This is a genomic window from Streptomyces sp. NPDC102490 (genome assembly GCF_044765285.1).
Taxonomy (GTDB): Bacteria; Actinomycetota; Actinomycetes; order Streptomycetales; family Streptomycetaceae; genus Streptomyces.
Window position 1 is genome coordinate 86469 of the sequence record NZ_JBIWJU010000018.1, and the last position, 23228, is coordinate 109696.

A 23228-nucleotide genomic window follows, 5' to 3' on the forward strand; every position below is an offset into this window, starting at 1 on the left:
GGCGCGCCGTGCCACTCCGGTGGGCCACAGGGATGAGAGACCGCCTCCCCGGGTCTTGCCGCCACCGTGAGCGGGCATCCGGGTAGGGAGGCGCCCACCGCGCGCCGAAGGAGGGGACCGTGGATACGACCACAGTGATCGTCGTGGCGGTGCTGCTCGCGGCGCTCGTCCTCGCGGCGGCGCTCGCCGTCCTGGTGCGTCTGGTCCGCACCCGGCGGGACCTCAGGCGGGCCGGCCTGCCGACGGGCCCGCGCTGGGTCTTCTGGGGCGCCGTCCTCTACCTGGTGCTCCCGGCGGACCTGTTGCCCGATCCGGTCTACCTGGACGACATCGGCGTGCTCCTCCTGGCCCTGCGCTCCGCGCGCGGCCCGATCGCCGGGCGGCGCGGCCCCGCGGACGGGCGGCAGGGCACCGGCCCGCCCGGTGATTACGCAGCGTAAGGAAACCAATCACCCGTTCGATTCGTATAAGTCTCTGGAAGCCGAAGGAAGTCGGCGGACCAGGTGACGGCGCACAGGGATCGTCGCCTGATCGGCGCAGCACCGACTAGGGAGAGACGATGCAACCGTTCGCGCTCAACTACGCACGGCCGGCAGTGGAGTTGGAAGCCACCACTCCGTACGTCTACGACGCCGGGCTGCAGTTGAACGTGCTCCTCGACGGGCGGGTCGCCGCCTGCGACCACGCGCTGCTGAGGGAACTGGGAACCACGACCTCCACCGCGGGGTCGAAGACCCACTTCGACGACTGACCACGGGCCGTCGAGCATGACCGTGTTGATCCTGACCAGTGAAGAGGACGTCACCGCCGACATGGTGGTGGTGCACCTGAACGCGTCGGGAGTACCGGTGGTCCGCCTGGACCCCGCCGACCTCACCGACTCCGTCGCCCTGTCCGGCGAGTTCGTGCACGGCTCCTTCCGGGGCCATCTGTCCGCCGGGGGCCGCCTGGTGAGCATCGGCGGGCTGCGGTCCGTCTGGGTGCGCAGGCCGGGCGCTCCGGCCAAGCGGGCCGCCGAGCCGTCCGCGTGGCTGACCGAGGAGGCCGGTCAGGCGTTGTACGGCCTGCTTCGCGGCTCGGGGGCGCGCTGGATGAACCAGCCCGACGCCGCGCACCGGGCCAGGTACAAGCCCTGGCAGCTGCGTCTCGCCCAGCGGTGCGGGCTGCCGGTGCCGGCGACGCTGATCACGACGTTTCCGCGGGCGGCCCGCGAGTTCGCCGAGCGCTATCCGGATCTGGTGGTCAAGCCCGTCTCCGGCGCCCATCCGCAGGACCCGCCCCTGGCGGTGCCGACCAGCCGGGTTCCGCCCGAGGCCGACTTCTCCGCCGTCGCGCACGGCCCGACGCTGCTGCAACGCCGGGTCGCCAAGCGCGCCGACATCCGGTTGACGGCCGTCGGCGAGGAGTTGCTGGCCGCCCGCAAGACGGCACTCGCGGGCCTGGACCCCGACGAGGTGGACGTCCGTTTCACGGCGTCGGGCGAGCCGTGGCGGCCGGCCGAGGTGCCGCCGCGCGTCGCCGAGCAGGTGCGGGCCTACCTCCGGGCGGCCGGGCTGGCGTACGGGGCCCTGGACTTCGCCGAGGACGGCGACGGCACCTGGTGGTTCCTGGAGTGCAACCAGTCGGGGCAGTTCGGCTTCGTCGAGGTGGACACGGGCCAGCCGATCGCCCGCGCCATCGCCGAGTGGCTGGCCCGGCCGGGCGCCGCGGACGCGGTGGACGCGGGCGGACCCGACGCGGCGGCGGTCGGGTGAGGTCCGGTGCGCCGGTCAGTGCGGGCGGGGGCCGGGCAGCAGGGCGGTACGCTGCCAGCCGGCGCCCGGGGACGGCCGTCGCTCGGCGCCCGGCAGGTGCCCGGGGCCGCGCAACGGACGCATGACCACCTCCAGTTCCCTGCTCACACGCTCGGCGTCCCGCCGCACCTGCTCGGGGACGTCACCGCGTTCGGCGACGAGTCGGTCGTAGATGGGGGAATCCTGGAACACCCGTCAACGCGCCTTTCGTGTCGTCCGCCCCCGTACGGAGGCGCGACTGAGCAGTCTAGGCGCCCGTTCACGTGGTGGTGCGCATTCCGCCGGGATGTGAACGGCGGCTCAGGCGCCGGTCGTGGACCCGGGCCGCACGATCATGAGGACGGTCACCGTGGCCCACAACAGGTTGAACAGGCCGGTGAACAGGGCGAGCCGGACCGTGTGGGCCCGTTCGACGGGCTGCCCCTCGGCCAGTTCGTGCAGGAGCTCCTCCTGGCCCGGCAGGACGAAGGCGGCCAGGAGCCCGGCGGCGACGGCGGTGAGGGTGACGGACGTGATCAGCCAGGCGTCCGACAGGACCCCCATCGAGGCGGCGGTGGCGAAGCCCAGGACCGGCACCGCGATGCCGAGCCCGGCGTAGACCCGGCAGATGCGGTGCAGCAGCCGGACCGTGCGCACGTCCCCGGCGTCCGCCCCGCCCCCGTTCCCTCCCCCGCCGCCGACGGGCACGCCCACCGGAACCCGCCGCACGGCAGCCGGGAACATGCTGGCCGCGACGGTGACGGGGCCGACGGCGACGATGGCCGCGAGGACGTGGAGGGACAGCAGGAACTTGGTCATCGGTCGGGCTCCGGGAGGCAGGGTCGGGCGATGCGGTGCTCGATGACCAAGGTAGAAAGCCGGCGACCGGTCTCCCAGAGGCGGAAACGACAGCTTCCGACGGAATCTCGCCAGCGCCTCCGCGCGGTCGGCACCCCGCCGTACGCCTACCGCGCCGCCTTCCGGGCGAAGACCGCCGCGTCGCCGGGGGCCCATGGGCCCCGCGGCACGGTCCGGCGCCGTCACACGGCCAGCGACAGCCCGCTCTCCCCGTTGGCGTCCACCGGGCGCGGCTGCGGTTCCGTCCGCCCCTTGGCGAGCAGCAGCGCGTCCGCCTTCGCCACGGCGTCGTGGACGCTGGTGGTCGCCATCATCACGCACAGGGTGTAACTGACGTCCGTCAGCTCCCGCACCGTCGCGGGCCGCGGCCGCTCCGCCTGAGCGATCCTCAACGACGCGTACCGCGTCAGCAACTCCCTGACGACCTTCGGGTCCGGTTCCAGCACGAAGCGCCCCTCTCTCGACTTTCGCTGCGTATGCCCGGACCCCGTCGAAGCATGCGTACCAGCGGCGCCCCTGCGCGCGATTGACCAGATCCCGCCCCTTCTCGGACGTTTCCCACCCCCCTCCCCACGGAGGCGCTCAGGCGACCTGCCCGCTGTGCAGCCCGGCGTACGCCCCGCCGCCGGCCGGCAGCTCCTCGCGCCTTGGAAGGGGGACCCGCGCCTTCTCCCCCGTGGAGGGCGCGGGTCCCGGTCTTCGGGGGCGTGGGGCTCAGTCGCCGAGGGTGCGGGCGAGTTCGGTGGTGGCGCGGGTGATCTCGGTGTCGTCCTCGGCCAGCAGCCGCTCCAGGCCGTCCCGCCGGGCGCGGACGGCCTGCCGCGCCGCGCGCTCCCAGGCCACCGGGTTCTCCCGGTGGTTGAGCAGCTTGGGATAGGCGGTGGCGGTGGTCTCCCACTGCCGGGCGTCCGCGATGTTCTTGAGCAGCTGGATGATCTGCGCCCGGCAGCTCACCTGGGGCCGCTGCGCCAGCTCCCACAGGAAGGGGACGGTCGCCGCGGTCGCCTGCTCGACGACGAAGCCGTACTGGCAGATGCGCTTGCGCAGGTCGCCGAGGGCGGCGCGGGCGGTTTCGGCGTCTCCCCGGGCCACCTTGCGCAGCAGCCGGGGAATGGCCGCCGCCGAACCGGTGGAGTCCTGGATGTCGCTCCAGGGCACCCCGTCGAGACCTGCGAGCAGGGCGGTGGTGCGGGGGGAGCCGGGCGGCGTCTGACGGTCGGTGCGCTGGATGCTCGGCTCGGGTGTCGGAGCGCTGCGCATGGTGTGGGGCCCTTCCGCGGCAGTCGGGTCAGGTGAGGGGGCGGGTCGACAAGGTGGCCCAGACCGTCTTGCCCGCCGGGGGGCGCGGGGTCCAGCCCCACTCCTCGGCGAGGGCGTCGACGATGCACAGGCCGCGTCCGTGCTCCCGGAGTGCGGAGCCGTCGGACGGGTGGAACACGGGCATGTCGCCTCCGGGATCGGAGACGGTCAGCGTCAGGTCGCCACGGCCGAGAGCCAGTCCGAGCCTGATCTCCGGGACGCCGGCCGCCGCCGACGGCACCGCGTGCGTCACGGCGTTGGAGATCAGCTCGGTGACCACGAGGACCGCGTCGTCACCGCGGTGGTCGAGCGACCACCCGCGCAGCGTGTCCCGCGTGAAGACCCGGGCCCGGGCGAACCCCGTCCCGCTGCACGCGACGCGCAGCGCCGCGGCGGCCGGGGCGTCGCCGAGGGCGTGCGGGAGCCCTCCGGAGCGGCTCGCCGCGCCTGCCTCCGACACGGGTACGCCGGGCGACCGGAGCGTTGGATGCGCAGGTGACGGCACAGCATCTCCCTGATGCGACGTCAGAAAGGGACCTCAACCGGGGGGTTGACGCCACGGCTATTATCCACGCTGAGAGCGCTCGCGTGCAATTGCACGAGAAATTGCGCGAAAAAAATCGGACGGGGGCGCTCGGGGACCGGCACGACTCGGTCCGCTCCCCCCGAACAGCAAGGAGACCGCGGTGCCACCAGTGCGCAACGGAGTGCAGGCCAGCCAGTTGGACGCCTGCTGGAAGAAGAGTCGGCACAGCAACGCCGAGGGCAACTGCGTCGAGGTCGCCCTCGTGGACGGGGGCATCGCGATGCGCAACTCCCGCGACCCCGACGGCCCCGCGCTCGTGTACACCCCGGCGGAGGTGGCCGCGTTCCTGGCGGGCGCGAAGGAGGGCGAGTTCGACCACCTGCTGTAGGCCGGGGCGGCGCGGCGGCCCTAAGCGGAGTCCAACTACCCGATTTCTGCGGGCGGATGCGGCATGCACCGAGGGGATGAGATAGTCTTTCCTTCAAGTCTGCCGGTCTGCTGGGAGCCAGGATGTCCGCCGTGTCGCATCGCATCTCCCGTCTCGAACCCTATCTGGAGCGGGCCGAGCCGGCTCCGACTCTGCTCAAGATGCTCGTCGGCGTGCAACTGGCGGGTTTCCGCGAGGACGCCGGCCTCTCCCAGGACCAGGCGGCACGCGACCTGGGCTTCAGCGCCGCGAAGCTCTCGCGCATCGAGTCGGGCAAGGGCCGCAGGCCCCCTTCGGAGAAGGACGTCCGCGCACTGCTCGAGCGGTACGGCACCGATACCTACGAGGCCTCGGTCCTGCTCAAGCTGCTGCAGCGGGCGGGCGAACCGGGCTGGTGGCAGCGGTACGACAAGCGCCTGATGCCCGAGTGGTTCGACCGCCTGGTCGGCCTCCAGGAGGCCGCGGCCACCATCCGTACCTTCGAGATCCAGTACGTCCCCGGCCTGTTGCAGACCGGGGCCTACACGGAGGCAGTGGTCCAGCGCGGCCTGCCGAACGCCCCCACGGCCGAGGTCCGGCGCCGCGTCGAACTGCGCAAGCACCGGACGGCGCTGCTGGAGCGCAAGGACGCGCCGCAGCTGTGGGCGGTCATCGACGAGTCCGTCCTGCTGCGCGTGCTGGGCAGCCGTGAGGTCATGCGCGAGCAGCTCGAGCACCTGGTCACGATGGCGAAGCGGCCCCATGTGACGCTTCAGATCGTGCCGCTGGACGTGACGAACGCGTCGGCGCCCGCCATCCCCGTCACCTATCTGCGGTTCGGCGGCGCCGATCTGCCGGACGTGGTCTACCTGGAGCACATCGGGAGCGCCAACTTCCTGGAGGACCGGGACGAGACCGAGCAGTACCGGGTGGCGCTGGACCGGCTGGCCGACGAGGCACTGACTCCGCGCCAGTCGCTGGATCGGCTGCGCGAGACGATGGCGACGCGCTACCCGGCGACGTAGCGGCGCACAGCACGACAGCACGGAGGAGGGGGCCACGCGCGGTGCGCGTGGCCCCCTCCTCCGTCGTCGTACGGTGACCGGCTCGGCTCGTCCGCGGTCAGCGCAGCCGGCCCAGCCCGCCGAACTCGATCCACTCGTCGGTGAGCTGACGCGGCGCCACCTCGGTGTCCGGGCGCCAGGTGGAGACCTCCACCAGGCCCGGTTCCATGATCTCCATGCCGTCGAAGAGGGCCTCGACGTCCTTGGGCTCACGCACCCGGCCCCAGTGGCCCTGCGTCGCCTCGTTCATGAAGTCCGTGACGAACTTCCGCACCTCGGCGTCCTCGCTGACCAGCTGGCACATCACCGCGTAACTTCCGGGCACCAGCCGCTCGGTCACCCGGCGCACGACCGCCTGGGGCCCGTCGGTGTCACTGTCCGGGATGCAGTGGAACACCGAGTTGAACAGGACGGCGACCGGCTGCGAGAAGTCGATCAGACGCCGGGTGTCCGGGTGGGAGAGGATCTCGTCCGTGGCCCGCATGTCGGCGTGGATGACGGCGGTCTGGTCGTTCTGGTCGAGCAGGGCCCGGCCGTGGACCAGCACCATCGGGTCGTTGTCGACGTAGACGACGCGGGACTCGGGGGCGACGCGCTGGGCGACCTGGTGCACGTTGTCCTGCGTGGGCAGGCCGGAGCCGTGGTCGAGGAACTGACGGATGCCGTAGTCCTCGGCGAGCACCCGGACGACCCGCTGGAGGAAGCGCCGGTTGTTCAGCGCCAGCCGGCGCGTGCTGGGGACGACCTTGTCGAGTTCGCCCACGGCCGCGCGGTCGGCCGCGTAGTTGTCCTTGCCGCCCAGGTAGAAGTCGTACATACGTGCCGCTGTCGGCACGTTGGCGTCGATCTCCGTGGACAGCTGCTTGTCGGCTTGCATCGTTCCCCCAGCTCCGTACCGGCGCCAACTGGACTGGCATGACAGACAGTACATCCTAAAGACGTAGTGGTCAGCCAAACCGGAGGCCGGATCATGTGGCCGTCAACCCGGTTGTTCCGCAGACCAGTTGACGGCCACCCGATCGGGTCAGCCGCGCGAGGCCAGATACGCGTCCACCCCGGGCGCCTGGTGCGCCTCCTCCACCCCGATCAGGCCGCCCTCCGCCTTGGCGTCGGGCTTCAGCACGTACGTGGACCGGCTGGCCGGCGCGGTCACCAGGGTGAAGTTCTGCGGGGTGCCGAGTCCGGTGTCGGCGTTCTTCTGCGAACGGTGCGCCTTGACCACGTCCTGGCGGGCGAGGCTGCCGCCCTCGCAGGCCTTCTTGAGGTCGGCGCCGGTCAGTTGGGCGGCGTTGTATCCGGAGAGCACGCCGGAGTCGACGGGCTCGCCCGGGTGCGCCTTCTTGTAGGAGGCGACCATCTTCTTGACGCCCGGCAGGTCGGAGCTGACCGCCGGTGCGGCGCTGACGACGTGGACCATGGCCTCCAGCGCCGCCGCCGCGGGTGTCTTCAGCAGCTGCGGGGCGTAGCCGGGCGCGCTGCTGACGATCGGCACCTTCAGGCCGCGGGCGGCGGCCACGCCGGCGAGGGAGGCGGTCTGGGCGGGGCCCGCGCTGATCAGGATCGCCTTCACCCCGGCCTTGCTGAGCGCGGACACCTGCGCGGTCAGGTCGGTGTCGGTGGCCTTGATCTTCTGCCCGGCGACCTTCATCCCCGCCTGTTCGGCGGCCCACTCGGAGCCCTCCAGCGCGTTGGCGCCGTAGTCGCCCTCGAAGTAGACGTGACCGATCGTGTCGCCCTTGGCGATCTTCTTGGTGCGGGTGAGGAAGTCGACGGCGGCGATCATGTCGAGGTCGTAGGTGGTGCCGAGGACCTGGACGGAGTCCCGGCCGAGCAGGCTGGCCGCCCAGGCCTGCGGGAAGGTCAGCAGGTGGTCCCGCTCGATGTCGTCGAGCAGGGCGGCGACCACCGGGGAGCCGATGACCTGGGGCAGGGCGACGACGTCCGGTGCGATGTCGGCGTAGGCGGTGACCGCCTTCTGCACGTCGTAGCCGTGGTCCTTGACGACGATCTCCACCTTGCGCCCGCAGATGCCGCCCGCGGCGTTGGTCTCGTCGGCCCACATCTGCTGGGCCTGCACGATGCTCTTGCCGAGGGTGGCGTAGGGGCCGGTGAGGTCGGTCAGCGCGCCGAGTCTGATGGTCTTGTCGGTGACTCCGGGGCCGGACTTGACGCCGTCGGCGGCGTCGTCGGTGCTCCCGCCGTCCGCCTTGGAGCTGCATGCGGTGCCCGCGAGCAGCACGGCGGCCAGTGCCGCGGCCAGGGCGGCGGTCCGGGCGGTGCGGGGCCTGGGGTGCGTGACGTTCACGGGGTGTGCTCCTTGGCTCGTGCGGTGGTGTCGGGGGTGTCGGAGGGGGTGCCGGGGCCGGGCGCGGCTCCGGTGCCGGGCGGGCCGGTGACGGGTGGGCGGCGGCGCAGGCGGGCCCGGGTGCGGCGGGCCAGTCCGTGCAGGCCGTCGGGGGCGTAGAGGAGGATCACGACGATCGCCGCGCCGTAGAGGTAGCGGGACGCCTCGGTCGGGCCGATCGAGCCGCCGCCGGACCCGGGCGCCGCCACCAGGGGCAACTGGTCGGCGTAGCGGGTCATCAGCAGGGGCAGCGCGGTGACGAAGACGGCTCCGGCGGTGGCTCCGGCCACCGAGCCGAGACCGCCGATGACGATCATGGCGAGGTAGTCGACGGACAGGGCGAGGGAGAAGTAGTCGGGCACCACGCGTCGGAAGGAGAGCGCGAGCAGGACGCCGGCGAGGCCCGCGTACATCGACGAGACGACGAACGCGGACGAGCGGTACCGGGCCACGTGCACCCCCATCACGGACGCCGCGGTCTCGCTGTCGCGCAGCGCCGCCAGAGCCCGTCCGGGGCGTCCGCGCAGCAGTCCGCGCGCGGTGAACCAGGTGACGGCGAACAGGACGAGGCCCAGGTACCAGAGCCGTTCCTCGGCGCCGAACGGCACGCCCAGGACGGTCAGTTCCGGGTCCGACTCGGCGAAGGTGAAGCCGCCCAGCTCCAGCGGCGGCACCGAGCGGCCGTTGAAGCCGCCGGTGACGGAGTCCGCGGTGAGCAGGACGTGGTGGCCGAGGAAGACCAGGGCGAGGGTGGCGACGCCGAGGTAGACGCCCTTCACGCGTCCGGCGACGGGGCTGAACAGCCCGCCCGCCGCCCCGGCGAGCAGTACGGCGAGGACGGCGGCGAGGGCGGGCGGCAGCCCGGGGCCCGGCTCGCCCGCCAGCCAGACGTAGCCGTAGGCGCCGACGGCGAGGAAGAAGGCGTGCCCGAGGGAGAGCTGTCCGGCGGTGCCGCTGAGCAGGCCGAGCCCGACGGCGCCGATGGCCGCGGCCATGGAGAACAGGCCGATGCGCAGCCAGAAGGCGTCCAGGTAGAAGGGCAGGGCGCACAGGAGAAGGGCGGTCAGCAGGAGCGGTGCGCGCTTGGCGAGGAGGGGGCGCAGGTCAGACACGGGCCGCTCCCTTGGCCGCGAAGAGTCCGGCGGGGCGCACCAGCAGGACGAGCACCATCACGGCGTACGGCGCGACGTCGCCGAAGCCCTCGCCGAGGACGTGCAGGTCGGACTGGTAGCCGGCGACGAAGGCCTCGGTGAGGCCGATCAGCATGCTGCCGACCAGGGCGCCGACCGGGGAGGTCATGCCGCCGAGGATGGCGGCCGGGAACGCCTTCAGCGCGATCTGTCCGGTGGTGCGCTCCAGGCCGGGCGCCGGGAAGGCGACCAGGAAGACGGCGGCGAGTGCGGCGAGGCCGCCGGCCAGGCACCAGGCGGCGGTGCGTACGCGGGTGAGCCGTACGCCCATGAGGGCGGCGGCCTCGCGGTCCTCGGCGGCCGCGCGCAGCGACAGGCCCCAGGGCGTGAACCGGAAGAGGGCGAAGGCGCCGCCGATGGCGACGGCGGACACCAGGATCGCGGCGACGCGGCTGTCGGCCACGGTCACCGGGCCGAGGTCGGTCACGGCGGAGCCCCAGGGGTCGCCGAGGGGCAGCAGGTCGCCCCCGATGCGCCGGGCGAGGTCGGTGACCAGGACGATGTCGATGCCGATGGTGACGATGGTCTGGACGTGGGCGGCGTGCGGGTCGCTCCCCCCGACGCGTTGCAGCACCAGCCGGTCCAGGATCCCGGCCGCGGCCGCCGTCACGAGGACCGCGACGGCCAGCGCCCCGGCGAAGCCGATGTCGTCGTGGAGGACGGCGACGAGGTATCCGCCGAGCAGCAGCAGCGAGCCGTGGGTGAAGCTGAGCACGCCGGAGGCCTTGAAGATGGTGACGAAGCCGAGGGCGATCAGGGCGTACACGGAGCCCAGGGCCAGGCCGTTGAACAGGCTGTCGAGGAAGCCGGTCATGCCGCGTCCTCCTGCGTGGTGGTGCCGAGGTAGGCGCGCAGCACCCCGGGGTCGCGCCGGACCTCGTCGGGGGTGCCGTGGGCGATGGCCCGGCCGAAGTCGAGGACGGTGACCTCGTCGGCGAGCCGCATGACCAGGCCCATGTCGTGCTCGACCAGCACGACGGAGAGGCCGAGTTCGGCGCGGATCTCCCGGACCACCTCGGTCATGCGGGCACGTTCGGCGGCGTTCATGCCGGCCACGGGTTCGTCGAGCAGCAGGACACGGGGCTCCAGACAGAGGGCGCGGGCGAGTTCGACGCGTTTGCGGTCGCCGTAGGACAGCAGCGCGACGGGTGAGCCGAAGTGGGCGCCGAGACCGGTGAGTTCGGCGATTTCGCGGGCCTTGGCGAGGTGGGCGCGCTGTTCGCGCCGGGCGCGCGGCAGGCGCAGGGCGCTGGCGGCGAACCCGGCGTGGGACAGGGCGTGCCGGCCGAGCATCAGGTTGTCAGCGACGGTGCCCTGGGTGGTGACGATGTTCTGGAAGGTGCGGGCGACGCCGAGAGCGGCGATCCGGTGCGGGGCCAGCCGGGTCAGTTCCGTGGCGCCGAGCCGTACCGAACCGGCGGTGGGGCGGTACAGGCCGGACAGGACGTTGAAGCAGGTGGACTTGCCGGCGCCGTTGGGGCCGATGACGGCGTGCACGGTGCCGGGGGCGACGGTGAAGGAGACGTCGTCGAGGGCGAGGAGACCGGCGAAGCGCACGGTCACGCCCCTCACCTCCAGCGCGGGCAGTGCGGCGGCGGGGGCGGTCACGCGGCCCCCTTGCCGTCGGCGCCGTCGGTGGTCTCGCCCAGGTAGAGACGGCGTACGGCGTCCGTGCGCGCGAGGTCGGCGGCGGCGCCGGAGAGCCTGATCTCGCCGACCTCCAGGACGTGGGCCTGTCCGGCGAGGGAGAGCGCCATGCCGGCGTTCTGTTCGACGAGGAGGACGGCGGTGCCCTGGGTGTTGATCTCGCGGACGACCTCGGCGATGCGGTCGACCATCATCGGGGCGAGCCCGAGCGAGGGTTCGTCGAGGAGGAGCAGCCGGGGCGCCGCCATCAGGGCGCGGCCGATGGCCAGCATCTGCTGCTCCCCGCCGGACAGCAGGCCGGCCGCCTGGCGGGTGCGCTCGGCGAGCCGCGGGAACAGGGTGAAGACACGCTCCCTGGCCTCGCGGACCTGGGCCGGGGCCCGCCGGTTGAGGCCGAGCCCGCCGGCCCGCAGGTTCTCATCGACGGTGAGTCCGGCGAAGACCCGCCTGCCCTCGGGCACCTGGACGACTCCGGCGCGTACGGCGGCGACCGGGTCGCGGCCGTCCAGGGCCGTGTCGCCGTAGCGGACGCGGCCGGCCGTGATCGTGCCGCGGTGCAGGCGCAGGGTGCCCGAGACGGCCCGCAGCAGCGTCGTCTTGCCGGCGCCGTTGGCTCCGAGCAGGGCGACGACGGCGCCGTGCGGGACGGTCAGGGACACGGAGCGGAGGGCGGACAGCGCGCGCCCGTACGTCACGTCGAGGCTCTCGACGTGCAGCGCGGGCGCGCCGTCCGGTGGTGCTGCGGGCATCGCGGCTCCTTGGGACCGGGCCGGAACGGCACGGTGACGGGTGAAGGGGGGAGCTCACGACAGCACGGGCACCGGGGGCCGTACAGGGGGCCCGGGCAGGGTCGCTGCGGTGTCCCAGTCCGGGGACCACGAGTCTGTGCGGATGCCCAGAGAACGACACCGAACCGGCTCCCAGGCGTCCGCGCGCACGGTGCACGGGGACCCGCCCGGCATCCGGCGCTCTGGCCACCGCACGGCGTCCCGGGACCGCCAGGGGCACCGGCGGCCCCGGCCACCGCACGGCGTCCCGGGACCGCCAGCGGCCCCCGGTCGCCGGGACACCGTCCGCAGCCCAAAAGCCGGAGCCGCGGACGAGACGGGCAGGAAGCCGGACCGGCTCCCAGGCGTCCGCCCCCACGGTGCACGGGCACGCCCGGCATCCGGCACCCCGGCCACCACACGGCGCCCCGGAACCGCCGGGGGCGCCGGCCGTCCCCGGTTGCCGGGACACCCTCCGCGGCCCCGGAAGCCGCAGCCGGAGACGAGACGGGCAGAAAGCCGGACCGGCTCCCAGGCGTCCGCGCCCACGGTGCACGGGGACCCGCCCGGCATCCAGCGCCCCGGCAACCGCACCGCGTCCGGGGACCGCCAGGGGGCGTCGGCGGCCCCGGTTGCCGGGACACCGTCCGCGGTTCGGAAGCCGCAGCCGGGGACGAGACGGGCAGGAAGACCGGAACGGCTCCCGGGCGTCCGCGCTCACGGCGCCCGGACGCCGCACGGCGTCGGGGGACCGCAGAGGGCGCCTGCCGTCCCGGTTGCCGGGACGCCCTCCGTGGCCCCGGAAGCCGGGGACGAGACGGGCAGGAAGACAGACCGGCTCCCAGGCGTCCGCGCCCACGGTGCACGGGGACCCGCCCGGCACCCGGCACCCCAGCCACCGCACGGCGCCCCGGGACCGCCAGGGGCGCCGGCCGTCCCCGGTTGCCGGGACACCGTCCCCGGCTCCGAAAGCCGCAGCCGAAGACGAGACGGGCAGGAAGGCCGGGACGGATCGGTAGCAGCCCCCGGTGCTCGCGGACACCCCCCGGCCCGCCGCCCGGTCGTGCGCCGCGCAGCGGAGGGTCACGGCCGAGCCGGCCTCGGCGGCGCAACCGTGGGGGCCGCCTCGCCGGGGGGGACAGGCGCACGCCGCGGCCGTGTCCCGGGTCAGTCGTGCAGGACCCGTCGGGCCGTCAGGGCCAGGCTGAACTCGACGACGTCGGCCGGGCGGGCCAGGGAGCGGCCGGTGAGTTGTTCGCAGCGGCGGAGGCGGTTGAGGACCGTGTTGCGGTGGCAGTAGAGGCGCTCACCGGCGCGCTGGGCCGAGCCGTCGCAGTCGAGCCAGGTGGTGAGGGTGTCGAGGAGCACCTCGCGGTCGGCGGGCTCCAGGCGGAGCAGGGGACCGAGCACCTTCTCGGCCAGGGCCCGGCCCAGCTCGGGGCTGGAGACGACCAGGGCGGCGGGGAGCTGGTCGGCCAGCCGCACGGTGCCGCCCGCCGCCGGGCAGATGGCGAGGGCGGTGTCCGCGAGCCTGCGCGCGTCCCCGACGGCGGCGAGTCCGTCGACCGGGCTGCCGACGCCGATCCGGAGCCCCGGGATGGGAACGGGGGGCTCGGTTCCGGGCTCGTGCGGCTCCGGGAGTCCCTCGCGGGAGCCGACCAGGACGATGGCGTAGTCCGCCTCCGCCTCGGCGTGCCAGTGGACGTGGCTGCCGGGCGGTACGGCGGCGGCGCGGGCGGCCGCGGACCGGAGAGGCGGCCCGCCGGTGACGGCGACGACGACGTACCGGCCCTGTTCGGGGAGGCCGAGGACCCGGGCGGCCTCGGGCAGGTCGGCGATGCGGCCGGTGCCGTCGAGCAGGCCGGCCGCCAGCAGCCGGGCCCGGTTCTCGCGGCGCCGGCCGATCTGCCACTCGGTCTGCCGGTAGGCGTCCGCGACGAGGGTGCAGTGCTCGTCGACGAAGTTCCACACGTCGGCGGCCACGTGCACGAGGAGCCGCACGTCCTCCGGGGCGGCCCGGGAGGTCTCCTCGACCAGCCGCTGCCACACCAGGGAGCCGCCCAGGCGGAAGGCGTGCAGCAGGGCGTCCAGCGGGAGCCCCTGCTCGGCGCGGGCGGCACCGATCCGCCAGGAGCAGCGGCGGGCCGCGTCCCGGGCGCCGCGCGGGTCGAGCAGCGAGGCCACGCTGTGCCGCAGCGAGCGGTGGGCCTCCTGCCAGGTGGCGGCGGGGTCCTTCGCGAGGACGCCCCGGTACGCGGGTTCCTGTTCCCGCAGCAGGGCCGTCAGCCGGTCGGTCAGGTCGGGAAGGTCGTCGAGCAGGGCGCGGGCGGCCCGGTGCAGGACACGCAGGGCGTCGGCGTCGATCAACGACGTGACGCCGGGTGTCCGCGGGCGTGGAACGGGCGTCAGCCCGGTGCGGATCGCTGCTCGTGACCGTACGGCGTGCTGCATCGCGGTCCTCCCCGGGGCAGGGCTGGTGGAGGCGCCGCGCCGCGACGGGCCGTCCCGCCGCGCCGGGCCTGCCCCCTGACTCGTCCTGCCCCGAAGGATGGCATACCGTCCGGTCGGTCCCTAGGGTTGTGCACCGGTCTTTTCGTGGCGCCCCACCCGGCGGGCCTCTCCGGCCCCCTGAACCTCCTGGGCCTGTTCGGCCTGTCCCACCAGGCGGGCCAGCTCCAGGCGGGACCGTACGCCGAGTACGGCGAAGACCTTGCGGAGGTGGTAGTCGACGGTGCGGGTGCTCACTGCGAGGGCCAGCGCGACCTCGCGGTTGGTGGCGCCCTCGGCGACGTGCCGTGCGATGCGCAGTTGCTGCGGGGTCAGGCTGCCGAGCCGGTTCGGCACCGCGGCGCCGGTGCCCTGCGGGGCCGCCCCGAGGGCGCGGAGTTCGTCGCGTGCCTGTGCGGCCCAGACACCGGCGCCGCTGCGCTCGAAGCCGGCCAGCGCGGTGCCGAGCCGGCCGCGTGCCTCGCGCGGTCTGCGGCGCCGCCGCAGCCACTTGCCGTAGAGCAGCGCGGTGCGGGCCCGCTCGAAGTCGCCGCCCGCCTCGTCGTGCCGGTCGAGGGCACGGCGGTAGAGGTCGTCGGCGTGCTCCGCGGGGGCCAGGAGGGCGTGGCAGCGGGCCAGTTGGGCGGCGGCCTGCGGGTCGGCGCCGAACGCCGCCCAGTCGGCGAAGTCCGCGAGGACGGCACGGGCGTCCTCGTGGCGTCCGGCGAGCACCGCGGCCTCCACGAAGCAGGGCACGGCCAGCCGCCACACCGCGAAGTGGCCCCGCCCCGGCCCGGGGAGGACCAGGAGTCCGAGCCGGTCGGCGGCGTCGAAGGGGCGCCCCCGGCCGAGGTCGGCGCGGGCCGCCGCCCACTGGGCGAGGGTGGCCGCCTGGGCCAGTCCGTGCCGGCGGGCCGTGTCCAGCGCGGCCGTGACGTGCCGGGCGACGACGTCCGGCTCCTCCTCGATCGACGCGGCGAGCGCCAGCACCGCCCGGTGGTGGGCGGCCGTGTTGCGCTGTCCGGCCCGCAGCGCGGTGCGCAGCCCCTCCTCCGCGTGGGTACGGGCCTGCGGGTGGCGGCCGGCGCGCAGTTCGGCGTAAGCGAGGTACTCCAGCGCCTGCGGCACCAGCGCGTCCGACCCGAGCTGCCGCGCGGCGGCCAGGGCCCGGGCCCCGGCGCTGCGGGCGGCGTCCACGTCTCCGAGCAGCAGCGCGGCCGCCGCCGACCGCAGCAGCGGCTCCGGCCGTTCCTCGGTCCTGCCCCGTTCGACGACCTGCCCGAGCGGGGTGCCGGCCCGGTCGAGGCGTCCTTCGAGCAGCGCCCGCATGCCGACGCGGTGGTCATGGACGACGGCGGCCGTGCCCGCCGCGGGACCGCGGGCGTCGGCGGGCCCGGGGGCCGGGTTCTCGGCCCGGCCGGGCGGTTCGGGGGCGAGCGTGGCCAGGCACGCGGGCAGGTCGCCCGCCGCCCAGGCCGCGTCGGCGGCGGCCAGTGCGGCGGTCGCGGCGTCGGCGGGCGCGTCGGCGGCGAGCAGGGACGCGGCCAGCAGCAGGGACTGGTGGGCGTCGCCGACCGGTCCGTCCCTCAGTTCCGTCACGCCGCGCACCAGCTCGGCCCGCCCCCGTACGGCGGCGGGGGCGGCGTGGTCACGGGCCGCGGCGAGCAGGGGGCGGGCCCGTTCGGGGTGCCCGGCGAGCAGGGCGTGCTCGGCCGCGGCGGTGTACCGCTCGGCCCGCCGTGCACCGTCGGCGGTCAGCTCGGCGGCACGGGCGTACGCGGTCGCGCGAAGCCGGTGCGAGGCGGGCACCGCGCCGTCGGCCGCCACCGCCGCGAGCCGGTCCGCGTCCGCCGAGAGCCGGTCCGTCGCCCCGGGCGCGGCATCCGGGCCGCCGCCCAGGGACCACGAGCGGTGCAGCAGGCCCGTGAGCCGGTGGCCACCGCCCTCCAACACGTCGGCCAGCGCGCGGTGCGCGGCGCGGCGCCGCTCGGGCGCGGCGGTGGCGTGCACCGTACGGCGGACCAGCGGGCTGCGGAAGCGGAGTCGGTCGCCGGCCAGGACGAGTTGGCCGGGCAGCGGTTCCGCCCGGGGACCGGGTCCCGGTGCCGGCCGCAGGCGCCGCAGCGCGTCGTGGACCAGTCCGGCGTCGACGTCCGTGCCGTCCGGGGTCTGTCCGGCCGCGGCCACCACCAGCAGCAGGTCCCGCGCGTGGGCGGACGGGCCGCTCGGCACGCCGCCCGCGGCCTCGGCGAGGGCGCTCGCGTCGGCCAGCGGGTGGGGCAGCGGCCGGTGTCCGCGCAGTTCGGCGGGTGACAGCCGGCGGACGAGGGCGACGAGGAGGGCCGGGTTCCCCTCCGCCTCGGCGAGGAGTTGTTCGCGGACGGCCGGGGCGGCGGCGCCGTCGGTCACGTCGTCGAGCAGGGCGGCGGCCCGCGACGGGGCCAGCGGGTCCAGGTGGACGACGGGCAGCCGGGCGAACTCCGGGTCGACGGCGCGGTCCGAGGCGACGGTGAGCAGCAGGCCGACCCGGTCGGCGGCGCGCAGGCGCCGCGCCGCGCGGCCGAGCGCCGTGCGGGCCGGCGCGTCCCACAGGTGGGCGTCGTCCGCGCACACGAGCACGGGCGCCGCGGTGGCCGCCGTCCGCAGGGTGTCGAGCAGTCGTTCGGCGGTGACGGGTGCGCTCACGTCGGGGCCGGGGCCGAGGTGGAGCACCGGACCGGCCCGGAAGGAGCGGGCGGCCCACTGGAGCAGGGCGGTGCGGCCGAGCCCGGGTTCGCCGGCCAGGAGGAGTGGGCCGCCGTGGCTGGGCAGTGCGTCCAACAGTGCGCGCAGCGCCTTGCGTTGCGCGCTCCGGCCGTGGATCCGCCCGGCCGTGGGTACGGTCGTCTCTGCGGTCATTCCCGGGAGGTTACGCGCGCGTAACCCGAGGCGGAAGGCACCGGTCCGCCCGTGCCCGCCGCCGCTTCGGTGCCCTCACCTGCGGCGGTGCGCCCCGTGAGGGGCGCGGTCGCTGTGCCGGCGCCCAACCGGCCCCGGTCCCGGTCGTGCGCCGGCACAGCGGACGTGCGTCAGGAACCGTGCGGGCAGTTGCCCCGGTACTCCTCGATGGTCAGGCTCGGGCGGGGCAGCGGGCACAGGAACTGCTCGTAGCGGGTGTCGTTGTCGATGAACCGCTTGAGCCAGGAAACGCTGTACTTCGCGATCGTCGTGTTGGACGTGTTGGGCGAGAAGTGGGTCGCGTTGTTCAGCTCCAGATAGGCCCGGTCGGTCGCGGAGGGCAGGCCGGAGTAGAACGGCTCGGCGTGCGAGGCCACGGGGGCGACCGTGTCGCCGTCGGCCCCCACGATCAGCGTCGGGGTGCCGACCTCGGGCCAGCTCTTGTCCAGGTTCCAGGGGGTGAGGGGGATCGCCGCCTGGAGCGACGGCCGGGACTTGGCGGCCTCCAGGGTGCCGCCGCCGCCCATGGAGTGGCCCATGACGCCGAGTCGGCTGCTGTCGATCCGGCCGCGGACGGAGCTGCGCTCGGTGAGGTAGTCCAGGGCAGCCAGCAGTTGGCGGCCTCGGGAGTCGGGCTGGTCCAGCGTGGTGTTGGTGTCGATGGTGAACACGACGAAGCCCTGGGAGGCCAGCCGCGGTCCGAGCCAGGCGATGGAGGACTGGTACGCGGTGAACCCGGGCGCGATCACGACGGCGCCGAACGTGCCGTCGCTCGTGCTGGTCGGGTAGTAGATGGTGCCGCCGCCGAAGCCGGTGACCGCGAGGGAGGAGACGCTGGTGTCGGCCACGGAGTAAGGGCCGCGCAGTGCCTCGATGCTGGACTCGGTGGGTGCCGGGCCGCGCTCGTACGGGTTGTCGGCGGCCTGGGCGCCCGGGCCGGTGAGGGTGCCGAGCGCGACCATCGCGGCCACGGCGGCCGTCACGCCGGCGAGTCGCCGCCGGGCGCCGCGGAAGGCGGGGCGTGCGGCCTCGGGGGCGGCGTGGGTGTGGGGATGCTGCTGCACGAGGGGTGGTCCTCTCCGTCGTGGCGAGCCGGCCGCCCGGTGGTCGCACACGGCCCGGAACGCGTGGGGTCGCGTCCCGGGACATCCGCCGGACGGGCCTCGCCGATGGGGTTGGCGGTGCCACTGTCGGGCGGCGGGAGGGGCGCGGGGATCGGCAGAATCACCGGTCTCGTACGACGCGGGGGGGCACGCTCTGCTACTTCTGCCGCCTTTGCTGCCTCAGCTACGTCTGCCGCCTCTGCCGCTGGACGCCGTCCGCCCTGTCATCGCCCCCCGTCCATGTGTCACGCTCGACGTCGGCCGGGCCGCGTGCGCCGGTCGTCAGCGGAGCGTCGGCGGGCCCGTCACCGGGCCGGCATCGTGGAGAGGCGACGGGATGCGCATCGGACTGCTCGGCACCGGCCCCTGGGCGGACATGGCGCACGCCCCCGCCCTGGCCGGGCACGACGACCTGGACTTCGCGGGGGTGTGGGGCCGCCGCCCGGACGCCGCCAAGGAACTGGCGGAGCGGCACGGCACCCGGGCCTACGACGACGTCGACGCCCTGCTGGCCGACGTGGAGGCCGTCGCCGTCGCGCTGCCCCCGGCCGTACAGGCCGACCTGGCGGTGCGCGCCGCACGGGCCGGGTGCCATCTGCTGCTCGACAAGCCGCTCGCGACGACGGTGGCGCGGGGGCGGGCCGTGGTGGAGGCGGTACGGGCGGCGGACGTCGCCTCGGTGGTCTTCTTCACCACCCGGTTCCAGCCCGAGACGGAGGCGTGGATCACCGAACAGGCCGCCGGTGACGGCTGGTTCACCGCACGGGCGCACTGGCTGGGCGCCCTGTTCGGGGACGGCGACAGCCCGTTCGCCGCCTCGCCGTGGCGGCGGGAGAAGGGCGCCCTGTGGGACGTGGGACCGCACGCACTGTCCGTGCTGCTGCCGGTCCTCGGCGACGCCCGGCGCGTGGCGGCGGCCGCACCGGGTCCCGGGGACACCGTCCACCTGGTCCTCGACCACACGGGCGGAGCCTCCAGCACGCTCACCCTCAGCCTGACGGCGCCGCCCGCCGCGGCGGGCGCCACGGTGGAGCTGCGCGGCCGGGCCGGGGTGACGTTGCTCCCGGAGACCACGGAGGGCCCGGTGCCCGCGCTGCGGCGGGCCGCGGACGCGCTGCTCGCCACCGCCGGTGGCGGGCGCCCGCATCCGTGTGACGCCGCGTTCGGGCTGCGGGTCACCGAGATCCTCGCCGAGGCCGAGGGCCTGCTGACGTACTGACGTACCTACGTACCTGCGTACTGACGTACCTGCGTACTGACACGTATCTACGTACTGGCGTCCCTACGTACCGGCGTCCTGCGTCGCCCCGAAGGGTTCGTCGCTCCACCGGAACCAGGCCCGGTCGCCCTGGATGTGCAGCAGGAACTCGGCGACCGGGCCGTCGGGCGACACCAGCCGCACCCGCCGTTCGATCTCGGCGTAGGCCGCCTCCCATCGCGCCCAGTGCTCCGCGTCGTCCGCTTCCGCGAGGGCGAGTTCGCGGGCGAACAGATCGCGGACGGCACCGTAGGCCGGGCCCGCGCTGAAGCGGCCGGACAGCCAGGGGAAGTCGGCGTCGTCGATCAGGATCTCCCCGATGTCGCCGGACTCCGCGTCGGCCGCCCGACCGGTGTCCGGCGCCCGGCGCACGTGCCAGACCTCGCCCTCGAATCCCATACCGCCTCCGCCATGCCGTCGCCGCCCGTGACCGTGGGGCCAGCATGCCATCCGGCGCCCGCGACCGGCCGACACCGCCGCGCGCCGCTGTTTAAGCGTGCCTTAAACACCGGTTAAGCGTTCCCTGTTCGCCGCCACCCCTCCCAAGTCCCACCTGGGACAACGGGTTTGGAGCAGGATGCGGGCGGTTGGCCGGGCCGGCCGTGCTGCGTACCATCGCCGCACCGCGTGAGAGCGCTCTCAGGCTCTGTCCGGCCCCGATCACTGGAGACCCCCCACATGACTCCTCGTCACCAGCGTCCGCTCGCCCGCCGCAAGCTGCTCGTCGCCCTCGGCGGAGCGGTCGTCGCCGCCCCGGTCGCCGCCGCCGTCGCCCCGCACGCCCTCGCGGGCGTCGGCTCGGACGCCCCGGCCCCCGAGGCCGCCGGCGCACTGCCGCTGACGATCGTCAACGACACCGGCACCTTCGGCAACGCCGACGTGCACGTCTACATCGTCGGCAACGTCGACGGCCGCCAGGTGCGGGTCACCCCCGACGGCACCGTCGCCCCCGTGGCCCTCTCCGACAACGGCGCCGACGGCTACACCGACTACGCGATCGGCCTCGCCGGCAGCGGCGAGACCACGCTGAACCTGCCCCGCCTCTCGGGCCGGATCTACGTGTCCCTGGGCGAGAAGCTGAAGTTCAAGGTCGTCGCGGACGGCGCGGGAAACGCCGCGCTGCAATACCCGGCGGGCTGGGTCGAGTCCGACCCGAACTACGGGGTGCTGCACGACTGCGCGGAGTTCACCTACAACTCCGCCGGGATGTTCTGCAACACCACCATGGTCGACATGTTCAGCGTGCCCCTCGCCATCCGGCTGACCGGTGCCGACGACCAGACCACCGGCACGGTACGTCCGGGTGGGCGGGCTGCCGTCTTCGAGGCGGTGCGGAAGGTGGAGGAGTTCGCACCGCTGGTCGTGGACGACACCCGGGTGATCGCCCCCGGCCACGGTCTGGACGCCGGCCTGTTTCCCAAGGACTACCTCGCCCCGTACATCGACGAGGTGTGGAGCACCTACACCGGCAAGGACCTCAGGATCACCACCAACGCCGGGACCTTCACCGGCCGGGTGCGCGGGGACCGGCTGACCTTCGACGGGCCCGCCCAGGTGTCCTTCGCCAAGCCGTCCACCCGGGACGTGCTCTTCTGCGACGGCAACCTCGCCGCGCCCAACGACGGCACCACCGGTCCGGTCGCCGCGGTCCTCGGCGCCGGGTTCAACCGCTCCACGCTGGTCTCCTCGGCCGACCAGCCCACGACCGACCCCGCGGCGTTCTACGGGACCGCGCTGACCAACCACTACGCGAAGGCGGTGCACGCCGCCACCGAGGACGGCAGGGCGTACGGCTTCGCCTTCGACGACGTGGCCGACTTCGCCTCCTACATCCAGGACACGGCGCCCACCGGCTTCCGGCTGACGCTCGGCGCCTTCTAGAACTCGTGCGGACCCGTCCGGACCCGTCCGGACCCGTCCGGGGTCGTCCGGGGTCGTCCGGGGTCGTCCGGGGTCGTCCGCCCGCCGCCTCTCCGCGTGCGGGCGGCGCGGCGGCGTAGGAGCGTAGGGGTGTGCGAAAGGTGTCCGTCCCGCGGCCGCGGCGGGGCGAGGACCGGCGGAGCTGGCTGAGCGGGGCGCCGCCGCCCCGCTGGGTGCGGGTACTGCCGCCCGCCCTCGTCGTGGGGATCTGCGCGGCGACCCTGCTCAGCGACGAACCCCTGGAGATCGGGTTCCTGCTGGGTGCCATCCCGCCGCTGGCCGTGCTGTCCTACGGCCCGCTGGCGACCGCCGTGCTGGGCGGTGTGGTGATCGCGCTGCTGCACATCCCGGCCCTCCGGCTCGACCGGCCGGGCGACGCCGACCTGCTGACCATCGTCTTCGTCGCGGTGCTCAGTGTCTTCGTGTCCTTCGTGCGCAGTCGCCGCGACGCCCAGCTGGGCCTGGAGCGCACGGTCGCCGAGGCCGCGCAGCGTGCCGTCGCGCCGCCGCTGCCCGAGCGGGTGGGGGCGGTGCGCTGCACGGGGCTGTACCGGGCGGCGCAGCGCGGGACGCTGGTCGGGGGCGACTTCTTCGACGTGCGGGACGGCCCCTTCGGCGTACGGGTGGTGATGGGTGACGTGCAGGGGCACGGCCTGTCGGCGGTGTCGACGGTCGCCTCGCTGCTGGGGGCGTTCCGGGAGGCGGTGCTCGACCAGCCGGACCTGGCGTCGGTGGCGCGGCGGCTGGACCGCAGGCTGCTGGTGGACTCGGCGGACGCGCGGCACGCCGAGCTGTTCGCGACGGCCGCGCTGCTGGAGTTCTCGGCCGACGCCCTGGAGGTGCGCGTCGTCGTCTGCGGCAACCCGCCGCCCCTGCTGCTGCGGGGTGCGGACGCGACGGAACTGGAGGTCTCGCCGTGGACGCCGCTCGGGCTCGGCCTCGCGGACGCCGCGTCGATCGAGGCGTGCACGGTGTCGCTGCGCCCCGGCGACCGGCTCTTCCTCGCCTCCGACGGGGTGGTCGAGGCGCGGGACGACAGCGGCGCGTTCTACCCGCTGGCGGAGCGGCTGCGCACCCTCGCGGGCGAGGACTCCGCCGCCCTCCCCGACCTGGTCTGGGCGGATCTCGCGCGCTTCGGCCCGGACGTGCAGGACGACGTGACGATGCTGGTGCTCACTCCTTCGCCGCCGGCGCTCCGGATGCGCGGTCCGGTCAGGCATTGAATGGTGTTATCGGGATATTCGGGACCGACAACAGCACGGCACCGAAGCAGCGATCCGGATCCGAGGAGCACTGATCATGTCGATGTCACAGCCCGACGCCTCCCGACCCTCCGAAGCCCGCGCGGACGACGACCGCGCCACTCCGGACGACCTGCTCCACGCCCGCACCGGGACGGAGGTGTCCCCGGAGGATCTGGTCCTGGCGGCCGGCCGGGACATCACCCCGGACAACCTGGAGTGGGCCAGGCGCAAGCTGGCCGAGGAGGGCCCCTCGGCCCTCGACAAGCTGCTGCCCTGAACGCGGCCTGGACGCGGGGGGGGCGCGGGGGGGGGGGGGGGGGGCCCGCGGGGGGCGGGGGGGGGGCGGGCCGCGGGGGGGGGGGGGGCGCGGGGAGCCGCACGGGACCCGCCGCCCCGCGCCCCCGCC

At 74.7% G+C, this 23228-nt stretch carries 24 protein-coding genes; 9 read left to right on the forward strand and 15 right to left on the reverse strand.

The genetic code is table 11. The features are described from left to right. Positions 1 to 119: 119 nt before the first annotated feature. The 3 genes from ACIRGB_RS33575 to tgmB all read left to right on the forward strand — a co-directional run bounded on the left by ACIRGB_RS33575 (position 120) and on the right by tgmB (position 1754). Positions 120 to 440 carry a DUF1232 domain-containing protein gene (locus tag ACIRGB_RS33575; protein ID WP_403872863.1) on the forward strand — a complete coding sequence of 107 codons (321 nt, stop codon included), beginning with the start codon at positions 120 to 122 and terminating at the stop codon, positions 438 to 440. Between the two features lie 119 nt (positions 441 to 559). After that, complete coding sequence (gene tgmA, locus ACIRGB_RS33580) at positions 560 to 751, forward strand: putative ATP-grasp-modified RiPP (RefSeq protein WP_403872865.1); 192 nt, start codon at positions 560 to 562, stop codon at positions 749 to 751. Between the two features lie 16 nt (positions 752 to 767). Further along, complete coding sequence (tgmB, locus tag ACIRGB_RS33585) at positions 768 to 1754, forward strand: ATP-grasp ribosomal peptide maturase (RefSeq protein ID WP_403872866.1); 987 nt, start codon at positions 768 to 770, stop codon at positions 1752 to 1754. A 15-nt stretch (positions 1755 to 1769) separates the two neighbouring features. On the opposite strand, the gene ACIRGB_RS33590 is transcribed toward tgmB, so the two are convergent. The 5 genes from ACIRGB_RS33590 to ACIRGB_RS33610 all read right to left on the reverse strand — a co-directional run bounded on the left by ACIRGB_RS33590 (position 1770) and on the right by ACIRGB_RS33610 (position 4434). Then, positions 1770 to 1985, reverse strand: coding sequence for a hypothetical protein (locus ACIRGB_RS33590; RefSeq protein WP_403872868.1), 216 nt, complete (start codon positions 1983 to 1985; stop codon positions 1770 to 1772). A 108-nt stretch (positions 1986 to 2093) separates the two neighbouring features. After that, a complete protein-coding gene (locus tag ACIRGB_RS33595) occupies positions 2094 to 2591 on the reverse strand; it encodes a hypothetical protein (RefSeq protein ID WP_403872870.1) in 498 nt (165 codons plus the stop codon). A 221-nt stretch (positions 2592 to 2812) separates the two neighbouring features. After that, positions 2813 to 3076 carry a DUF5133 domain-containing protein gene (locus ACIRGB_RS33600; RefSeq protein WP_403872871.1) on the reverse strand — a complete coding sequence of 88 codons (264 nt, stop codon included), beginning with the start codon at positions 3074 to 3076 and terminating at the stop codon, positions 2813 to 2815. A gap of 268 nt (positions 3077 to 3344) precedes the next feature. Continuing rightward, positions 3345 to 3890 (reverse strand): hypothetical protein, encoded by a 546-nt coding sequence (locus ACIRGB_RS33605; protein WP_403872873.1) that lies wholly within the window; start codon positions 3888 to 3890, stop codon positions 3345 to 3347. 28 nt (positions 3891 to 3918) lie between these two features. After that, entirely contained in the window at positions 3919 to 4434 is a 516-nt protein-coding gene (locus ACIRGB_RS33610; RefSeq protein WP_403872875.1) for an ATP-binding protein, read from the reverse strand. Positions 4435 to 4615: 181 nt separating this feature from the next. On the opposite strand from ACIRGB_RS33610, the gene ACIRGB_RS33615 reads away from it, so the two are divergent. Both ACIRGB_RS33615 and ACIRGB_RS33620 read left to right on the forward strand, forming a co-directional pair. Beyond that, a complete protein-coding gene (locus tag ACIRGB_RS33615) occupies positions 4616 to 4843 on the forward strand; it encodes a DUF397 domain-containing protein (protein WP_356371906.1) in 228 nt (75 codons plus the stop codon). A 122-nt stretch (positions 4844 to 4965) separates the two neighbouring features. After that, on the forward strand, positions 4966 to 5886 hold the full coding sequence (locus ACIRGB_RS33620; RefSeq protein ID WP_403872877.1) for a helix-turn-helix domain-containing protein: 921 nt from the start codon (positions 4966 to 4968) through the stop codon (positions 5884 to 5886). 97 nt (positions 5887 to 5983) lie between these two features. On the opposite strand, the gene ACIRGB_RS33625 is transcribed toward ACIRGB_RS33620, so the two are convergent. From ACIRGB_RS33625 to ACIRGB_RS33665, 9 genes are all read right to left on the reverse strand, one after another. After that, on the reverse strand, positions 5984 to 6802 hold the full coding sequence (locus ACIRGB_RS33625; protein ID WP_403872879.1) for an SAM-dependent methyltransferase: 819 nt from the start codon (positions 6800 to 6802) through the stop codon (positions 5984 to 5986). A gap of 147 nt (positions 6803 to 6949) precedes the next feature. After that, on the reverse strand, positions 6950 to 8230 hold the full coding sequence (locus tag ACIRGB_RS33630) for an ABC transporter substrate-binding protein (RefSeq protein WP_403872880.1): 1281 nt from the start codon (positions 8228 to 8230) through the stop codon (positions 6950 to 6952). Continuing rightward, entirely contained in the window at positions 8227 to 9381 is a 1155-nt protein-coding gene (locus ACIRGB_RS33635; RefSeq protein WP_403872882.1) for a branched-chain amino acid ABC transporter permease, read from the reverse strand. The genes ACIRGB_RS33630 and ACIRGB_RS33635 overlap by 4 nt, the downstream gene beginning before the upstream one ends. Then, on the reverse strand, positions 9374 to 10273 hold the full coding sequence (locus ACIRGB_RS33640) for a branched-chain amino acid ABC transporter permease (RefSeq protein WP_403872884.1): 900 nt from the start codon (positions 10271 to 10273) through the stop codon (positions 9374 to 9376). Before ACIRGB_RS33640 ends, ACIRGB_RS33635 begins: the two co-directional genes overlap by 8 nt. Further along, positions 10270 to 11067, reverse strand: coding sequence for an ABC transporter ATP-binding protein (locus tag ACIRGB_RS33645; RefSeq protein WP_403872886.1), 798 nt, complete (start codon positions 11065 to 11067; stop codon positions 10270 to 10272). Before ACIRGB_RS33645 ends, ACIRGB_RS33640 begins: the two co-directional genes overlap by 4 nt. Then, positions 11064 to 11855 carry an ABC transporter ATP-binding protein gene (locus ACIRGB_RS33650; RefSeq protein ID WP_403872888.1) on the reverse strand — a complete coding sequence of 264 codons (792 nt, stop codon included), beginning with the start codon at positions 11853 to 11855 and terminating at the stop codon, positions 11064 to 11066. The genes ACIRGB_RS33645 and ACIRGB_RS33650 overlap by 4 nt, the downstream gene beginning before the upstream one ends. A gap of 1185 nt (positions 11856 to 13040) precedes the next feature. Next, positions 13041 to 14324 (reverse strand): PucR family transcriptional regulator, encoded by a 1284-nt coding sequence (locus tag ACIRGB_RS33655; RefSeq protein WP_403872890.1) that lies wholly within the window; start codon positions 14322 to 14324, stop codon positions 13041 to 13043. 120 nt (positions 14325 to 14444) lie between these two features. After that, on the reverse strand, positions 14445 to 17258 hold the full coding sequence (locus ACIRGB_RS33660) for a LuxR C-terminal-related transcriptional regulator (RefSeq protein WP_403872892.1): 2814 nt from the start codon (positions 17256 to 17258) through the stop codon (positions 14445 to 14447). A gap of 170 nt (positions 17259 to 17428) precedes the next feature. Further along, positions 17429 to 18361 carry an alpha/beta hydrolase family protein gene (locus ACIRGB_RS33665; protein ID WP_403872894.1) on the reverse strand — a complete coding sequence of 311 codons (933 nt, stop codon included), beginning with the start codon at positions 18359 to 18361 and terminating at the stop codon, positions 17429 to 17431. A gap of 376 nt (positions 18362 to 18737) precedes the next feature. Here ACIRGB_RS33665 and ACIRGB_RS33670 point away from each other — a divergent pair, with 376 nt between their 5' ends. Continuing rightward, the gene (locus ACIRGB_RS33670; protein WP_403872895.1) at positions 18738 to 19619 is read left to right on the forward strand and encodes a Gfo/Idh/MocA family protein; all 882 of its coding nucleotides are present in this window, start codon (positions 18738 to 18740) and stop codon (positions 19617 to 19619) included. Between the two features lie 63 nt (positions 19620 to 19682). Here the strand turns inward: ACIRGB_RS33670 and ACIRGB_RS33675 are convergent, their stop codons facing one another. After that, entirely contained in the window at positions 19683 to 20057 is a 375-nt protein-coding gene (locus tag ACIRGB_RS33675; RefSeq protein WP_403872897.1) for a hypothetical protein, read from the reverse strand. A 279-nt stretch (positions 20058 to 20336) separates the two neighbouring features. Between ACIRGB_RS33675 and ACIRGB_RS33680 the strand changes: the two genes are divergently transcribed. The 3 genes from ACIRGB_RS33680 to ACIRGB_RS33690 all read left to right on the forward strand — a co-directional run bounded on the left by ACIRGB_RS33680 (position 20337) and on the right by ACIRGB_RS33690 (position 23099). After that, entirely contained in the window at positions 20337 to 21539 is a 1203-nt protein-coding gene (locus tag ACIRGB_RS33680) for a glycoside hydrolase family 64 protein (protein ID WP_403872899.1), read from the forward strand. 131 nt (positions 21540 to 21670) lie between these two features. Next, positions 21671 to 22801 carry a PP2C family protein-serine/threonine phosphatase gene (locus ACIRGB_RS33685; RefSeq protein ID WP_403872901.1) on the forward strand — a complete coding sequence of 377 codons (1131 nt, stop codon included), beginning with the start codon at positions 21671 to 21673 and terminating at the stop codon, positions 22799 to 22801. A 76-nt stretch (positions 22802 to 22877) separates the two neighbouring features. Further along, positions 22878 to 23099, forward strand: a complete 222-nt coding sequence (locus tag ACIRGB_RS33690; RefSeq protein ID WP_403872903.1) for a hypothetical protein — start codon at positions 22878 to 22880, stop codon at positions 23097 to 23099. Positions 23100 to 23228 lie beyond the last annotated feature (129 nt).

What these genes read in the sequence shown, in the direction of transcription:
- tgmA (WP_403872865.1), top strand. Translation starts at nt 560, where the DNA reads ATGCAACCGTTCGCGCTCAACTACGCACGGCCGGCAGTGGAGTTGGAA.
- tgmB (WP_403872866.1), top strand. Translation starts at nt 768, where the DNA reads ATGACCGTGTTGATCCTGACCAGTGAAGAGGACGTCACCGCCGACATG.
- ACIRGB_RS33595 (WP_403872870.1), bottom strand. Translation starts at nt 2,591, where the DNA reads ATGACCAAGTTCCTGCTGTCCCTCCACGTCCTCGCGGCCATCGTCGCC.
- ACIRGB_RS33605 (WP_403872873.1), bottom strand. Translation starts at nt 3,890, where the DNA reads ATGCGCAGCGCTCCGACACCCGAGCCGAGCATCCAGCGCACCGACCGT.
- ACIRGB_RS33620 (WP_403872877.1), top strand. Translation starts at nt 4,966, where the DNA reads ATGTCCGCCGTGTCGCATCGCATCTCCCGTCTCGAACCCTATCTGGAG.
- ACIRGB_RS33625 (WP_403872879.1), bottom strand. Translation starts at nt 6,802, where the DNA reads ATGCAAGCCGACAAGCAGCTGTCCACGGAGATCGACGCCAACGTGCCG.
- ACIRGB_RS33640 (WP_403872884.1), bottom strand. Translation starts at nt 10,273, where the DNA reads ATGACCGGCTTCCTCGACAGCCTGTTCAACGGCCTGGCCCTGGGCTCC.
- ACIRGB_RS33650 (WP_403872888.1), bottom strand. Translation starts at nt 11,855, where the DNA reads ATGCCCGCAGCACCACCGGACGGCGCGCCCGCGCTGCACGTCGAGAGC.
- ACIRGB_RS33655 (WP_403872890.1), bottom strand. Translation starts at nt 14,324, where the DNA reads ATGCAGCACGCCGTACGGTCACGAGCAGCGATCCGCACCGGGCTGACG.
- ACIRGB_RS33660 (WP_403872892.1), bottom strand. Translation starts at nt 17,258, where the DNA reads ATGACCGCAGAGACGACCGTACCCACGGCCGGGCGGATCCACGGCCGG.
- ACIRGB_RS33670 (WP_403872895.1), top strand. Translation starts at nt 18,738, where the DNA reads ATGCGCATCGGACTGCTCGGCACCGGCCCCTGGGCGGACATGGCGCAC.
- ACIRGB_RS33675 (WP_403872897.1), bottom strand. Translation starts at nt 20,057, where the DNA reads ATGGGATTCGAGGGCGAGGTCTGGCACGTGCGCCGGGCGCCGGACACC.
- ACIRGB_RS33680 (WP_403872899.1), top strand. Translation starts at nt 20,337, where the DNA reads ATGACTCCTCGTCACCAGCGTCCGCTCGCCCGCCGCAAGCTGCTCGTC.
- ACIRGB_RS33690 (WP_403872903.1), top strand. Translation starts at nt 22,878, where the DNA reads ATGTCGATGTCACAGCCCGACGCCTCCCGACCCTCCGAAGCCCGCGCG.